This is a genomic window from Qipengyuania sp. ABI-127-1, assembly GCA_022953095.1.
Classification (GTDB): domain Bacteria; phylum Pseudomonadota; class Alphaproteobacteria; order Sphingomonadales; family Sphingomonadaceae; genus Qipengyuania.
On the sequence record JALJCR010000001.1, the window covers coordinates 902,501 to 916,790 of the forward strand.

The following is a 14,290-nucleotide window of genomic DNA, read 5'->3' on the forward strand; positions in this document are numbered from 1 at the left end:
TCTACAGTGAGCAGCGATCCCGCGAGGGTTAGCTAATCTCCAAAAGATGTCTCAGTTCGGATTGTTCTCTGCAACTCGAGAGCATGAAGGCGGAATCGCTAGTAATCGCGGATCAGCATGCCGCGGTGAATACGTTCCCAGGCCTTGTACACACCGCCCGTCACACCATGGGAGTTGGATTCACCCGAAGGTGGTGCGCTAACCTTTTAGGAGGCAGCCAACCACGGTGGGTTCAGCGACTGGGGTGAAGTCGTAACAAGGTAGCCGTAGGGGAACCTGCGGCTGGATCACCTCCTTTCTAAGGATGATTGCGAAAGCGCCGGCGCCAGTCGCTGGAAGAGCTTCGCAGTTTTCTACAGAACATTGCCGTCGTCCTCATGTCCTTTCATCAATCGGATACAGCCTAGCGGGTTTTTGTCTGCTCGGGCTGTTTGCCTGAGCTGGCTCATGCCGAGTAGCGGCCGTGCCTTTTCGTATGAGAAGGGGGCCTGCGCTGGCGTTTAGGCCCGTAGCTCAGTTGGTTAGAGCGCACCCCTGATAAGGGTGAGGTCGGTGGTTCAAATCCACTCGGGCCTACCATTTGCCTGGATACGGGGCCTTAGCTCAGCTGGGAGAGCACCTGCTTTGCAAGCAGGGGGTCATCGGTTCGATCCCGATAGGCTCCACCAGGCACTAACTGATCCGATTGTATGAAACGAGAGCGGATCTCGCGGTTTGCGCGAGTAGGCGATTTCGATCGCCGTCTTTGACATTGTGAATGGGTTTTTAAATCGATGCCGTGGCGCATGGATTTGCAAAGGTTGGTCTTCGGGCCGATCGATGCGATCGATGCATCACAAACAAGATCAATCAAATTGATTTATCTGGCTGAGATATTCCTCCGCACTATCGTGAGACTTCGGACTTTTATGCAGGTCTGTCGTTGATGGTGTGGATTCTCAAGCGTGAGGTAAGAGCATTTGGTGGATGCCTTGGCATGTGCAGGCGATGAAGGACGTGGCACGCTGCGATAAGCGTCGGGGAGTTGTGAGCAAACTTTGATCCGGCGATTTCCGAATGGGGAAACCCACCCTCACCATTTCCTTTCGATTGTTTTCGGACAGTCGGAAAGAGGTGGATAGGGTATCACCGAAGTGAATATATAGCTTTGGTGAAGCGAACCCGGGGAACTGAAACATCTCAGTACCCGGAGGAAAAGACATCAACAGAGATTCCCGTAGTAGTGGCGAGCGAACCGGGACCAGGCCAGTGCCTTCATTTCAACTAGCAAAACACTTTGGAAAGAGTGGCCATAGCGGGTGACAGCCCCGTATGCGAAAGTGATGATGAAGGACTTGAGTAGGGCGGGACACGTGAAATCCTGTCTGAACATGGGGGGACCACCCTCCAAGCCTAAATACTCGCACATGACCGATAGCGAACACAGTACCGTGAGGGAAAGGTGAAAAGCACCCCGATTAGGGGAGTGAAACAGTACCTGAAACCGGATGCTTACAAGCAGTTGGAGCCCCATAGGGGGTGACAGCGTACCTCTTGCATAATGGGTCAGTGACTTAATCTACCATGCAAGCTTAAGCCGTTAGGTGTAGGCGCAGCGAAAGCGAGTCTGAATAGGGCGACTGAGTATGATGGATTAGACCCGAACCCCGGCGATCTAGGCATGGCCAGGTTGAAGGTGCGGTAACACGCACTGGAGGACCGAACCGGTGAATGTTGAAAAATTCTCGGATGAGCTGTGTTTAGGGGTGAAAGGCCAATCAAGCCGGGAAATAGCTGGTTCTCCGCGAAATCTATTGAGGTAGAGCGTCGGATGTATGCCGATGGGGGTAGAGCACTGGATGGGCTAGGGCTGCGCGAGCGGTACCAAACCTAACCAAACTCCGAATACCATCGAGTCTTATCCGGCAGACAGACGGCGGGTGCTAAGGTCCGTCGTCAAAAGGGAAACAGCCCTAACCTACAGCTAAGGTCCCCAAGTCATATCTAAGTGGGAAAGCATGTGGGAATCCCAAAACAACCAGGAGGTTGGCTTAGAAGCAGCCATCCTTTAAAGAAAGCGTAACAGCTCACTGGTCTAAATAAGGGTTCCTGCGGCGAAGATGTAACGGGGCTAAAGATATGCACCGAAGCTTAGGGTTCAGAATTTATTCTGAGCGGTAGCGGAGCGTTCCGTAAGCGAGTGAAGGCGAAGGGTAACCGACGCTGGACGTATCGGAAGTGCGAATGCTGACATGAGTAGCGACAAACAGGGTGAGATGCCCTGTCGCCGAAAGACCAAGGGTTCCTGCTCAACGCTAATCGGAGCAGGGTTAGCCGGCCCCTAAGACGAGCCCGAAGGGGGTAGTCGATGGGAACCACGTAAATATTCGTGGGCCTGAAGATGTGTGACGGATCGTGGAAGTTGTTTTCTCTTATTGGATTGAGAGGGCAGCCAAGCGGTTCCAGGAAATAGCCTCTTCACTATAGACCGTACCCGAAACCGACACAGGTGGTCAGGTAGAGTATACCAAGGCGCTTGAGAGAAGTATCCTGAAGGAACTCGGCAAATTGCCTCCGTACCTTCGGAAGAAGGAGGCCCCATATCGACGCAAGTCTTTGTGGGGGGCACAGGCCAGGGGGTAGCGACTGTTTAGCAAAAACACAGCACTCTGCTAAGTCGGCTTCAAGACGACGTATAGGGTGTGACGCCTGCCCGGTGCTCGAAGGTTAAGAGGAGGAGTGCAAGCTCCGAATTGAAGCCCGAGTAAACGGCGGCCGTAACTATAACGGTCCTAAGGTAGCGAAATTCCTTGTCGGGTAAGTTCCGACCTGCACGAATGGCGTAACGACTTCCCCACTGTCTCCAGGATATGCTCAGCGAAATTGAATTCTCCGTGAAGATGCGGAGTACCCGCGGTTAGACGGAAAGACCCCGTGCACCTTTACTGCAGCTTCAGAGTGGCATTAGGAAATTACTGTGTAGAATAGGTGGGAGGCTTTGAAACTCGGGCGCCAGTCCGAGGGGAGCCAACCTGTGAAATACCACCCTGTGATTTTCTGATGTCTAACCACGCACCGTTAGCCGGTGTTGGGACCCTCTGTGGCGGGTAGTTTGACTGGGGCGGTCGCCTCCTAAAGAGTAACGGAGGCGCGCGATGGTAGGCTCAGGACGGTTGGAAACCGTCTGCAAGAGTGCAATGGCATAAGCCTGCCTGACTGCGAGACTGACGAGTCGAGCAGAGACGAAAGTCGGTCATAGTGATCCGGTGGTCCCTCGTGGAAGGGCCATCGCTCAACGGATAAAAGGTACGCCGGGGATAACAGGCTGATGATTCCCAAGAGCTCATATCGACGGAATCGTTTGGCACCTCGATGTCGGCTCATCACATCCTGGGGCTGGAGCAGGTCCCAAGGGTTTGGCTGTTCGCCAATTAAAGTGGTACGTGAGCTGGGTTCAGAACGTCGCGAGACAGTTTGGTCCCTATCTGCCGTGGGCGTCGATTGTTGAAAGGAGTTGCCCCTAGTACGAGAGGACCGGGGTGAACGTGCCTCTGGTGTACCTGTCATCCTGCCAAGGGTGCCGCAGGGTAGCTATGCACGGACGGGATAACCGCTGAAAGCATCTAAGCGGGAAGCCTCCCTTGAGATAAGCAATCTTCGAACCGTCATAGACCATGACGTTGATAGGCCGGGTGTGGAAGCGCAGTAATGCGTGGAGCTAACCGGTCCTAATAGTTCTTTTCGCGCTTGTAGGATCCATACCATCAACGACAGCCCTGCGCTGTCTGCGATCGGAGGAAATCTCCAAAGCCGGATAAGCCCTTAGAAGCTCAACAGCATCGATTTAAACCCTGACCGCCCGCTCTATTGCTTGGTGGCTATAGCGTCTGTGACCCACCCGATCCCATCTCGAACTCGGCCGTGAAACCGGACAGCGCCGATGGTACTAGTGCTCAAGCACTGGAAGAGTAGGTCGTCGCCAGGCATTACAGCAGGCGGTCAAGGTCGGGCCCCATCGAAGTACCACTTCGATGGGCACCGTATAAACCCATTCACATGTCTCAAAAGCCGCTGCCGGGATACCCCGAGCGGCGGCTTTGTCGTCTCCGGCGCATGCGTCCAGAGGCGAAATGCCATCGAAGCCCAAGGGGCTTCGCAAGGCCGACCGGCCGTCCGCAGCGACGCGACCTTCAGGTCGCATGAGCGAGGATAGCCAAGCCGACATATGTCGGCGCCGGCGCTTGAGGCAGTCAAATAGGTACCGCGGGGTGGAGCAGTCCGGTAGCTCGTCAGGCTCATAACCTGAAGGTCGTTGGTTCAAATCCAACCCCCGCAACCAAAACCAAATCAACACACAACAAACCGCAAACCTAACGCAGCTGATCGGCGAGCTTGCGTAAGGTCTGAACCGCGATGTCCAGCGTTTGAAGTTTGGTCAGAAAGCGTGCGACCACCGCGGGATCCTCTGCCAGCGCATCGGACAATGCCTCCATCGCTGCCGCCGTGTGGAGAACGTCCTCGCGGCACAGCTCGCTGGAAAAGAGCGGCGCTGGGATCTTCGCTTCCGGCGCCGAGACGAGCTCCGCCTTGGTCATCTTCACCGCGATGTCGACTTCGGATTGCGTGCGGCGCCCGGAAGGCAGCCATTGCCCGACATCAGCGCCGTGCAGAAACCGCAACCCGGCGCGGCCAGGACGTGCCCATACAACGCTCGCCTCGAGCGAAATTTCGCCCCGATGGAGGAGGCAGGGAGTTCCCGCTTTCGGCAGCCCGGCTCCTTCGACCAGCGCGCCGCCTGCCGACATATTGCGAACCTTAACCGATTCACGCGAAGTGGCGGTAACGAGCGCGGCCATGACGAACATATTCGTTCGCGGCTCCGCGCGGGCGCAACTGGGATGAGCTTTCGGAGTGTCGTATGCGGCTGTCAACATATCGGGTTCCTGCAACTGTCTTGCGCCTGCGATCGGCAAGATTGACTGTCTTTCCTGCTAGGTAGAATTACGGTCGGGGCCGGAAGCGGTGCGAAAAGACCCGGCGTATTCCGTTCAAACGTAAAGGCCCGCCCCTCTTTCGAGCGGCGGGCCATCTTCCCGTTGCTGGGTTTTAGGAGGTTTAGCGGAGCAACGAGAGGACGTTCTGCTGACTCTGATTGGCCTGAGCAAGCATGGCGCTCGAAGCCTGGCTGAGGATCTGCGATTTCGCGAGCGCCGTCGTTTCCGCCGAGTAATCGGTATCTTCGATCCGCGAGCGTGCGTCCGACAGGTTGGTCGCCTTGCTGGCTAGGTTGTTGACTGCCGATTCCAGGCGGCTCTGGCCGGCACCCAGGTTGGCGCGGGCGGTCGAGATCGTCTGAATGCCGGTGTCGATCGTCGCGAGGACGGTGTTGTCGGCGGTGGTCAGGTCGACCCCGGTGACGGCTGTCACGTTTGCATCGCCAGCGACGTTGCCGAAGGTGAGCGTGATGGCGTCGGACGCATTCGCGCCGGCCTGGATGCTGACGGCGCCGGCGGTGCCCGCGGTACCATCGAACAGGTTAACGCCATTGAAGGTCGTGTTGGACAGCGTCGAGGTGATCTGAGCCGAAAGCTGCGTGACTTCTGCCTGCAGGTTCGATTTGTCTGTCGCGGAGTAGGTCCCGCTGGTCGACTGGACGGCCAGTTCGCGGACGCGCTGCATCATGTTGGTGACTTCGCCCAGAGCGCCTTCGGCGGTCTGCGCCATGGCAATACCGTCATTGGCATTGCGGATACCCTGATTCATACCGCGCACCTGCGAGGTCATCGAGGTGGCGATGGCGAGGCCGGCTGCGTCGTCCTTGGCCGAGTTGATCCGCTTGCCGGTCGACAGGCGTTCCATGGCAGTGCCGAGCGCCTTGCCGGCGGCGTTCGAAGCGTTCGACGCCTTCAGCGCGCCGATATTGGTGTTGATGACGTTCATGGCATTGTTCCCTTTGGTCTACGGTCACTGCCCCCCGGTCAGGATGTGGCAGTCGAAACCAGACCGGCAGAATTCTTCCGAGATTAAGTGGGCGATCAACGAAGCGGCAGGAATCCATTAACCATACTCGTAAATCTACCAGCCCTAAAATTATCCAAATTTTGGCCGTGGACCTGCCATTTCCCGGTTCGTCGATAAGGATTGCCATGTGGGGGCACTGATGGACGGGATTACGAAGACAACGAATTTTTCGCGGGCACACGGGACGATCGAGGCCCGGATGGCGGGAATCGCGTCGTCGCTGTTCATGGAACGACCGGTGACGTTTGCAGACGAGAGCGATCTGTCCTCCAGCCGGGATGCGCGCAGCATCACGCTGGCGCGGGGCGAGAAGCCTTCCATCGTGCTTGCAGGTGCCGGCGGCACGCTGACCTATACCGATCCGATTGCGGAAAGCAGTATCGCGGCGCTGGTGGCGATGACCTATGCCGGGCAGGGACCCGTGGCAGCGGACCCTGCCTCCCTATCGGTTATTGCCCTTGCCGACCGTCTCGCCCGCACGGAAATTCCCGTGCTGATCAACGGCCCCACCGGCACCGGCAAGGAAGTTCTCTCAAACTTCATCCACCGCCGCAGCCAGCGTGCGGACAAGCCGTTCATCGCGGTTAATTGCGCGGCGATCCCGGAAACCATGCTCGAAGCCATGCTGTTCGGTCATGAAAAGGGATCGTTCACCGGCGCCAACGCGGCGGGTGAGGGTTTCTTCCGCGCCGCAGATGGCGGTACGCTGCTTCTCGACGAGATCGCGGAAATGCCGCTTTCGCTGCAAGCGAAACTCTTGCGCGCCCTGCAGGAGGGCGAGGTGGTTCCGATCGGCGCCACCCGGCCGGTCAAGGTCGACGTGCGCATCATCGCCTGCGCCAACCGCGACCTTCCGCACGAAGTCGAGGAGGGACGGTTCCGCGCCGACCTTTATTATCGCCTGAACGTCTTTCCCATCGACATGCTGCCGCTGCGCGAGCGCCGCGCCGATATCGCGCCGCTCGCCTTCGCCATGATGCTGCGTCACGTAGCCAAGGGTGAACGCATGCCGTGGATCAGCGATGCCGCCATCGCCGCGCTGACCCATTATGCCTGGCCCGGCAATGTACGCGAACTGGAAAATGTCATGCGCCGCGCCTTGCTGCTTTCGCAGGGCAAGGACGTTATTGAAATCGAGCATATCGTCTTCGACATGACGGCCAAGGCTGTCGAGAAGCCCGTACAGCCCGAACCGGTTGCCGAAACCGGGGAGCCAGCCAAGCTTTCGAAGATCGTCCAGATATCCGAAGCCCGGGCGATTATGGAAGCGCTCGACAAGGTCGGTGGACACCGCGCCAATGCGGCGCGGGCGCTGGGGATCAGCGAACGCACGCTGCGCTACCGCCTGGCCTCCTTTCGTGAAGCCGGTATTGCAGTGGGAGCAGGCCGATGAACCCGGTAAGCTCAGTGGGCGGAGGCGGTTCGCTCGAACAGATCATCGCCTTGCGTCAGCAGATCATCGAGCGGTCGAAAGTTCTGCAAGACGTTCACCAGCCCAAGACAGAGGCTCCGACGGAAGCAGCGTCGCCGACCCCCAGCTTCGGCGATTCGCTGCGCACCGCACTGGACAACGTCAATGCCGTCCAGGCTGAGTCCGGCCGAATGACCGCCGCATACGAACGCGGCGAGGAAACCGATATCGCGAAGGTGATGCTTGCCCGGCAAGAAGCCGGAGTCGCCTTCGAAGCAACCCTCCAGGTCCGCAACAAATTGCTTGCTGCGTATCAGGAAACCATGCGGATGGGGATTTAATCCATGAACGGTCTGGTTCCTGCTGATAGCCCCGGGGGCGGCGGAATGCTCTCGCCGCTGACAAACGGGACGGGTTCGTTTGGCGAGCGGCTGCGGGCCTTCACTGCGCAGCCGGCGGCCAGAAAAGTGCTGCCCTGGTTTGCCGGAACGGCCGGGCTCGGCCTGATGGCGTTGACCTGGGCGACATTGTCCCCCGCACCGCAGCGTATGCTCTACTCCTCGCTCGGCGATGCCGAACGCGCGAGCGTGGTGGCGACACTGGACCAGGCGGGGATCGACTATACGATCGACAACAATACCGGCGCGCTGACCGTCGGGGAGGACGATGTCTATCGTGCGCGTATGCTCGTCGCTTCGGACGGCTCGCTCGCCGCGCCTGAAAGCGGCACGGAACTGATCGAAAACCTCCCTATGGGTGCCAGCCGCACGCTTGAAGGGGACCGATTGCGCGCCGCGCAGGAGCGCGAGCTCACGCTGACGATCATGGAAATCGACGGCGTGGAAGCGGTCCGGGTCCATATCGCCAAGGCCGAACGATCCGTGTTCGTACGCGAAGACGTCGCGCCCTCTGCGTCGATAATGGTCCGCATGGCCCGTGGTCGCCAGCTTTCCGATGGACAGGTCACCGCGATCGCCAACCTCGTGGCAGGTTCGGTCCCCGGCCTTGCGATCGATGCCGTGAAGGTGGTCGATCAACATGGCAAACTGCTCAGCCAGGCGCGCGATTCCAATAGTGGTCGGATTGATCTGCAGGCCCAGATGGAGGCTAAGCTCAACGCGCAGCTCGATCAATTGCTCGCGCCGATGTTCGGCAGCAATGCCTTTTCCTCACAGGTCCAGGTCGAGCTCGATATGAACGAGGTCACATCGGCGCGCGAGAGTTACGACAAGGATGGTACGGTCCGCCGCGAAACGACGCAGCAATCGCAGAGCGGGGCAACGCAGGCGGGAGGGATCCCCGGGGTGCTTGCCAATACGCCGCCAGCCGATGCCGAAGCGCGTGAAGGAGCACCCGAGGATACGCAGGCGACCACTGCGGGCGGCGTGGGCGAAAGCAGCGCGACGAGGGTTTACGAACTCGGCCGCGAAGTCTCGGTCTCCAACCTGTCGCCCGGTTCGATCAAATACCTTTCGGTGGCAGTGGCCATCGACCAGGCAGCTCTCGAAAAGGCGAGCGCGGCCGACATCAACAAAGTGAAGGAACTGGTTTCGGCGGCGGTGGGCGCGCGCGAAGATCGCGGCGACACGGTGACCGTCGTCATGCGCGCCTTCGAGAAAACCGAAGCCGAAGAAATTCCGTTCTACGAGACGAGTTGGTTCGGCATGGCCGTCCGCAACGGCGTCGCCATTCTCGCGGTCCTGCTCGTGCTGCTGCTCGCCGTACGCCCCGCGATCAACGCCTTGCGGCGTCCTGCGAAGGATGACGCGCAAGGGCGGGACCTCGTCCCGGTGTCGGACGCGGCGGCAAGGGGCACGGATACATCCTTCGATCGGCAAGCGCTCGATGGCCAGATCGAGCTTGCCCAGCGCATTGCCCGCGAAAATCCCGATGATGCGGTACTGGCCCTGCGCCGGTTGCTGGCCGAAGATACGCGTCAGGGAGCTTCGGCATGACCGCGCCGACGCAAAAGCTCATGGGCGGCACCGACAAGGCTGCCATTATGGTCATGCTGCTCGCCGAAGAGGACGCATCGAAGATCCTTGGCCAGCTCACGCCCGACGAATTGCGCCAGCTTGCCGGTACGATGTGCGCCATAGGCGAGGTGGAACCCCAGGCGATTGCGGAAGCCATTGCGGGCTTTTCGCACTCGACCGAGAGCGGAGGCATCTCCGGGCATGGACGGGTCGACAATGTCCGCCGACTGCTCAACGACGCCGTGGGCGAAGTCAAAACCGACAATCTCATGCGCCAGGTCGCCCCCGAGGGGGAGGAGGAAAGCCTGCCCGCACTGGGGCTTCTGCGGTGGCTGGACCCCAAGATCATAGGCGAAATCCTCGCCGACGAACATCCGCAGGCGATCGCGGTGCTGTTGCTGCAACTCGATACCGATGTCGCTGCTGCCGCCCTGGCCGCGCTGCCCGAAGATCTGCATACATCCGTGCTGCATCGGGTGGCTCGCCTGGGGCCGGTATCGCGCCAGGCAATCGAGATTCTCGAGGAAACGCTGAATTCCAAGATCGAGAAGCTTCACGGGACCATCCCACTCACCATGGGCGGGATCCGGCATGCGGCGGAAATCATCAACCAGTCGCACCGCAGCCTCGAAAAGCGGGTCCTGCCTACGATCGGCAAGATCGACAAGAAGCTCGCCAAGGAACTCGAAAACGAGATGTTCAAGTTCGAGCATCTGTTCGCGCTCGATACGAAGATGACCGGTGTGCTTCTTCGCGAGGTCGAAAGCGACACGCTGATCCTGGCGCTGAAAGGCCTCGAAGAAGAGCAGCGCGAGCAGTTCTATGGAGCGATGTCCTCGCGCGCAGCCGATGGTCTTCGCGACGAGCTCGAAATGCGCGGCCGCGTCAAGAAGGCCGATGTAGAGACAGCGCAGAAGGAAATCGTAGCCATTGCGAAACGGCTGATTGCCGAAGGCGAGCTGGTGATGGGCGAGGGCGACGAAGATTATGTCTAGAATCGCCTATGCCGCGCTCGGCAAGCGCGGGAGTTTCGCGCGCAATGGTCGTTACACGATGCCGGTGGCCGAAGATCTGTCGGCGCCGGTCGAGGCCGAGGATGCGGCTGAAAAGGCTTATCGCGCCGGCTATGAGGACGGGCAGGTTTCGGCACGCGCAGATTTCGAGGCGCAACTCAAGGCGGAACGGGCGGAGAGATCGGCCATCGAACTCGCCTTTGCCCGTTTCGATGCCGACAGTGGCCGCGTGTTGCGAGACCGGATGCTCGCCACGGTCCAGGCGTTATGCGAAGAAGCTGTCCTGCCGCTAGCGCTCGACGCGGAAGGGCTTGCCCGGCGTGTCGAAGCGGCTGCCGCCATGCTCCAGCGCAAGCAGGACCAGCGCATCATCCATATTCATCCCGACGATCTGGAGCTCGTCCGCGATAATCTGTCGCAGGATCTCGAACTCGTGCCCGACGGTAGCGTCGAACGCGGCGGTCTGCGTGTCGAGACAGACGATGGCGGGGTGGAGGATGGCCCGCAACAATGGCGGCGCGCGCTCGCCGAAATCTTCGATACATGCAAGCCCTGATCGACACCACGTTCGCTGCCGTTGAAACGGCATCGCTCGATCTGGCTCCGCGCCGGTTCGGCCGGGTGGTGGCGTGCGACGGTGGCTTGATCGAGGTGTCCGGGCTCGGCGTGCCGATCGGATCGATCTGCACCATCGCCCAGGGCGCCTCGACCGAACACCGCGCAGAAACCATCGGTTTTCGCAACGGCCATACGATGATGATGATGATGGGCGACACGGTGCTGCTGCGACCGGGCGCCATCGTTCGCCCCGAGGGGCGACCCGGCATGCTCAGCGTCGGGACAGAATATCTCGGGCGCGCGGTCGATGGATCGGGCGAACCGATCGATGGCGGCGGCCCGGTCATGGCCACCTCCAGCTGGCCGGCCGGGGGCTACCGTGTGGGGGCGCTCGACCGCTCGCGCGTGACGCAAGTGTTCGACAGCGGTATCCGCTCGCTCAATGCGCTGACGACGTTCGGCGTCGGTCAGCGCATCGGCATCATGGCGGGATCGGGTGTCGGCAAATCGGTGCTAATGGACATGATTGTCGACGGCGCGCAGGCGGATGCGATTGTCGTCGGCCTGATCGGCGAACGTGCCCGGGAAGTCTCCGATTTCGTGACCCGTCATATGGCGGGAGAACGCGCGGCACAGACCGCGATCGTTGCCGTGCCTGCCGACTATGCGGCCAATCTGCGCCTGCGCGGCGCGATGCTGGCAACCTCGATTGCCGAACATCTGCGGTCGCAGGGCAAACGCGTCCTGCTCATCCTCGACAGCCTGACCCGCGTGGCCCACGCCGCGCGCGAGATCGGCATCCTGCTTGGGGAACCGGGCGCGGCGCGCGGTTATCCACCCTCCGCTCTCGCAACGATCACCAAACTGATCGAACGGGCAGGCAATTCCGAAGAATCCGGCGGCGCAATCACGGGGGTCTATACCGTACTTGCCGATGGCGACGACCAGAACGACCCCGTAGTGGATACCGCACGCGCCATTCTCGACGGTCACATCGTGCTCTCGCGCGAGATTGCGCAGCGGGGCCAATATCCGGCGGTCGATGTGGGCGCGTCCCTCAGCCGCGTGATGAACGATATCGTTTCTGCCGAACATGCGGTCGCTGCGCGCCGGTTTCGGGCACTGAGTTCGACCTATGAGGCCAATCGCGACCTCGTCATGATGGGGGCATACCGGCAAGGTGCCGATCCGCTGCTCGACGAAGCGATCGCCCTGCATCCGCGAATGTGCCAGTTTCTCTCGCAAGGGTTCAGCGAGAGCGTCGATCTGGCGACAGCGTTCGCGCAGATGACCGAGCTTGTCGGCAGTGACGCCTGAACGTCGCAAACTCAAGCGTGCGCACCTGATCCAGCGGATCCGTACCGTCGAGCGCATGCAATCGGCACTCGCCGCGAGCGAGGCCGAAGCCACGCGGACCCGATTGCTCGGTGTGGCCGAACGCACCCGCAGCCTGGCAGCGCATTACGCCCATCGGGAAGGCGATCTGGTTGGCGCCGACTTGCGCAGCGGCAAGGCGATGCGCGACCAATTGCAAAAGCTCACCGAATTGAGTGCGAAGCAGGCCGAAGAAGCGGAAGCGCAATCGCAGGCCAGGCGCGAAGTGCTGGCCCAGTCCGACATGCGCCTGCGCAAGGCCAAGGAAAGCACCAGGGATCTGGTGCGCACGATCATTGCCGGTCTGGAGAAAGGCTGATCCACACAAAGTTTGGCACGCTTCTTGATAGAGAGTCGGTAAATCAAAAACGGACACCCAATGACCCTCTCCTTTGCCCTGCCGAATGCTTCCGACGCTCAAACGCCGACCCCCGGCCTGGAAGGTGGTAGAGGGCGGAAAAACCTAGGTTCCGCAGGGGGGGACGGCTTTGCCGATTTGGTGAACGATCTCGAAATCTTGGCCCCCCTGGGCAAAATCGCCGCGAATAAGGCGGAAGTTGAACTGGGGGTGCGGCAAACCGGCAATTTGCCGACCGGCAAGAGTTTGCCGGTCGGGTTGCAGGACTTGCCGCAGACCACGCCGGGAGACCCGGAAGACGAGGGCGCTGATGCGCCTCAAGGCGCTCCGGTGTCAATGCTTCCCCTGGCCCCTCCCATGCTTGCCACCGGACCGGTGCCGCTCGCTGAGGCCGCCGTCACCGGCACGGTGAAATCGGCGATTGCCCATACCGCCGAACCTACTGTTTCGCGGCTCTCCACTTCTGCTGACATGGTGCGCGCTGAGCAGGGACAGACGGGACCGACCGCGCGCGGGCAAAGCGATGCTGCTACCGAAGCGACGTCGGCACGCGAAGCTCGGACCAAGGGGCTTTCCGTCAGCATCGCGGCAGCCACAACTCCGCGCGAGGTCGGTGGCGCGGCCATGAGCCCTTCGCTGCAAAACGGAATGGCCCGTATCGATCTTCCGACTGCTGGCACCGCAACAGCTCCGTCAGCGGACGGAGGCACGCGCTCTAAAACCCCGGCAAGCCCGCTGATGAGCATGCGTGACGGTGCAGCGGTTGGTGCTTTGCCGCCAAGCGCAGCGAAACCGGCTGCCAAACCAGCCCCGCCGGGCGGCCCTGATCTCGCTTCGAAGCGGCGCGACCCGCAAACCACCCAGGCGCAGCCCAGCACCCCCGTCATGCGTCCCGCAGCGCCAATCGATCAATCAGCCCGTATCAAAGCGGTTGAGACGAGCAGTATGGAAATCGCGCGCAACGCACAGGACGACAAGACGTCAGCCGACAAGCCTGTCCTCACGTCGCGGGCAAGCCTGACTGTCGAGACCGCGAAAGCCATGCCGCAAACCCTCGTTTCGCCGGTCGAGGATCCTTCAGCCGCGCTGCGTCCGATGACAGTCGCCCCGCGCCCGGTCGTAAGCGACCCGTTCGCCGATGTCGAACGCGTGGTCGAACACATTATGGCTGCCCGCCAGGTGGATCTCGCGAAACCTGCGGCCATCGCCGTGGCGCATCGTGAGTTCGGCGCGCTGACGGTGACCTTCGATCAATCGGCAAACGGTATGAATGTCGAAATCGCGGCAGAGAACAGCGAGGCGCAGCGTGCCCTGGCCGCCGCGATTGCGAACGATCGCACGACACACCGCCAGCAGGACCCGGCCACACAGGCGAATACGATTCAGAACCAGTCGGCGGCAACTGGATCGGATCGGGGCGGCTCGGCTGGTCACACCGGTTCGGGTCCGGGGCAGAGCAATGCCGACGACCAGCGATCGGCACATTCGGACCAGCGCGGTCGCCATGGTGAACGTGGCCCGAGCCCCGATCAGCCCTCCTCGCAGACACCTTCCGACGACGCGCTGTACGTCTGAACATCCAGTTTTAATTCAACCAGGA

General features: G+C 60.6%; 10 protein-coding genes, 3 tRNA genes and 3 rRNA genes (1 of these 16 only partly in view). 14 read left to right on the top strand and 2 right to left on the bottom strand.

All coding sequences use genetic code 11. The features are described from left to right. From MUY37_RS04325 to MUY37_RS04350, 6 genes are all read left to right on the top strand, one after another. A 16S ribosomal RNA gene (locus tag MUY37_RS04325) occupies positions 1 to 298 on the top strand; it begins 1,188 nt to the left of the window's first position. 204 nt (positions 299 to 502) lie between these two features. Next, a tRNA-Ile gene (locus tag MUY37_RS04330) sits at positions 503 to 579 on the top strand. 13 nt (positions 580 to 592) lie between these two features. Then, positions 593 to 668, top strand: a tRNA-Ala gene (locus MUY37_RS04335). 271 nt (positions 669 to 939) lie between these two features. Beyond that, positions 940 to 3,731: ribosomal RNA gene (locus tag MUY37_RS04340) — 23S ribosomal RNA — on the top strand. 118 nt (positions 3,732 to 3,849) lie between these two features. Further along, positions 3,850 to 3,964: ribosomal RNA gene (rrf, locus tag MUY37_RS04345) — 5S ribosomal RNA — on the top strand. Together the 16S, 23S and 5S rRNA genes with 3 tRNA genes alongside form the textbook arrangement of a ribosomal RNA operon. A gap of 277 nt (positions 3,965 to 4,241) precedes the next feature. After that, positions 4,242 to 4,318, top strand: a tRNA-Met gene (locus MUY37_RS04350). Positions 4,319 to 4,349: 31 nt separating this feature from the next. Here the strand turns inward: MUY37_RS04350 and MUY37_RS04355 are convergent. Both MUY37_RS04355 and MUY37_RS04360 read right to left on the bottom strand, forming a co-directional pair. Continuing rightward, positions 4,350 to 4,913: a PilZ domain-containing protein gene (locus MUY37_RS04355; RefSeq protein ID WP_499194171.1), complete on the bottom strand. Its 564-nt coding sequence runs from the start codon at positions 4,911 to 4,913 to the stop codon at positions 4,350 to 4,352. A gap of 181 nt (positions 4,914 to 5,094) precedes the next feature. Further along, the gene (locus MUY37_RS04360) at positions 5,095 to 5,919 is read right to left on the bottom strand and encodes a flagellin N-terminal helical domain-containing protein (protein WP_115417532.1); all 825 of its coding nucleotides are present in this window, start codon (positions 5,917 to 5,919) and stop codon (positions 5,095 to 5,097) included. A 220-nt stretch (positions 5,920 to 6,139) separates the two neighbouring features. Here MUY37_RS04360 and MUY37_RS04365 point away from each other — a divergent pair, with 220 nt between their 5' ends. The 8 genes from MUY37_RS04365 (at position 6,140) to MUY37_RS04400 (ending at position 14,265) form a co-directional block, all read left to right on the top strand. Further along, positions 6,140 to 7,393: a sigma-54 interaction domain-containing protein gene (locus tag MUY37_RS04365; RefSeq protein WP_499194172.1), complete on the top strand. Its 1,254-nt coding sequence runs from the start codon at positions 6,140 to 6,142 to the stop codon at positions 7,391 to 7,393. Continuing rightward, complete coding sequence (gene fliE / locus MUY37_RS04370; protein ID WP_499194173.1) at positions 7,390 to 7,752, top strand: flagellar hook-basal body complex protein FliE; 363 nt, start codon at positions 7,390 to 7,392, stop codon at positions 7,750 to 7,752. Before MUY37_RS04365 ends, fliE begins: the two co-directional genes overlap by 4 nt. Before the next feature lie 3 nt (positions 7,753 to 7,755). After that, positions 7,756 to 9,366, top strand: a complete 1,611-nt coding sequence (gene fliF / locus MUY37_RS04375) for a flagellar basal-body MS-ring/collar protein FliF (RefSeq protein WP_499194174.1) — start codon at positions 7,756 to 7,758, stop codon at positions 9,364 to 9,366. Then, the gene (gene fliG, locus MUY37_RS04380) at positions 9,363 to 10,382 is read left to right on the top strand and encodes a flagellar motor switch protein FliG (RefSeq protein WP_499194175.1); all 1,020 of its coding nucleotides are present in this window, start codon (positions 9,363 to 9,365) and stop codon (positions 10,380 to 10,382) included. The genes fliF and fliG overlap by 4 nt, the downstream gene beginning before the upstream one ends. Beyond that, a complete protein-coding gene (locus tag MUY37_RS04385) occupies positions 10,375 to 10,956 on the top strand; it encodes a FliH/SctL family protein (RefSeq protein WP_499194176.1) in 582 nt (193 codons plus the stop codon). Before fliG ends, MUY37_RS04385 begins: the two co-directional genes overlap by 8 nt. Then, positions 10,944 to 12,275 carry a FliI/YscN family ATPase gene (locus MUY37_RS04390; RefSeq protein WP_499194177.1) on the top strand — a complete coding sequence of 444 codons (1,332 nt, stop codon included), beginning with the start codon at positions 10,944 to 10,946 and terminating at the stop codon, positions 12,273 to 12,275. Before MUY37_RS04385 ends, MUY37_RS04390 begins: the two co-directional genes overlap by 13 nt. Beyond that, positions 12,256 to 12,651, top strand: coding sequence for a hypothetical protein (locus MUY37_RS04395; RefSeq protein WP_499194178.1), 396 nt, complete (start codon positions 12,256 to 12,258; stop codon positions 12,649 to 12,651). Before MUY37_RS04390 ends, MUY37_RS04395 begins: the two co-directional genes overlap by 20 nt. Positions 12,652 to 12,831: 180 nt before the next feature. Then, positions 12,832 to 14,265 carry a hypothetical protein gene (locus MUY37_RS04400; protein ID WP_499194179.1) on the top strand — a complete coding sequence of 478 codons (1,434 nt, stop codon included), beginning with the start codon at positions 12,832 to 12,834 and terminating at the stop codon, positions 14,263 to 14,265. Positions 14,266 to 14,290 lie beyond the last annotated feature (25 nt).

What these genes read in the sequence shown, in the direction of transcription:
- MUY37_RS04355 (WP_499194171.1), bottom strand. Translation starts at nt 4,913, where the DNA reads ATGTTGACAGCCGCATACGACACTCCGAAAGCTCATCCCAGTTGCGCC.
- MUY37_RS04360 (WP_115417532.1), bottom strand. Translation starts at nt 5,919, where the DNA reads ATGAACGTCATCAACACCAATATCGGCGCGCTGAAGGCGTCGAACGCT.
- MUY37_RS04365 (WP_499194172.1), top strand. Translation starts at nt 6,140, where the DNA reads ATGGACGGGATTACGAAGACAACGAATTTTTCGCGGGCACACGGGACG.
- fliE (WP_499194173.1), top strand. Translation starts at nt 7,390, where the DNA reads ATGAACCCGGTAAGCTCAGTGGGCGGAGGCGGTTCGCTCGAACAGATC.
- fliF (WP_499194174.1), top strand. Translation starts at nt 7,756, where the DNA reads ATGAACGGTCTGGTTCCTGCTGATAGCCCCGGGGGCGGCGGAATGCTC.
- fliG (WP_499194175.1), top strand. Translation starts at nt 9,363, where the DNA reads ATGACCGCGCCGACGCAAAAGCTCATGGGCGGCACCGACAAGGCTGCC.
- MUY37_RS04385 (WP_499194176.1), top strand. Translation starts at nt 10,375, where the DNA reads ATGTCTAGAATCGCCTATGCCGCGCTCGGCAAGCGCGGGAGTTTCGCG.
- MUY37_RS04390 (WP_499194177.1), top strand. Translation starts at nt 10,944, where the DNA reads ATGCAAGCCCTGATCGACACCACGTTCGCTGCCGTTGAAACGGCATCG.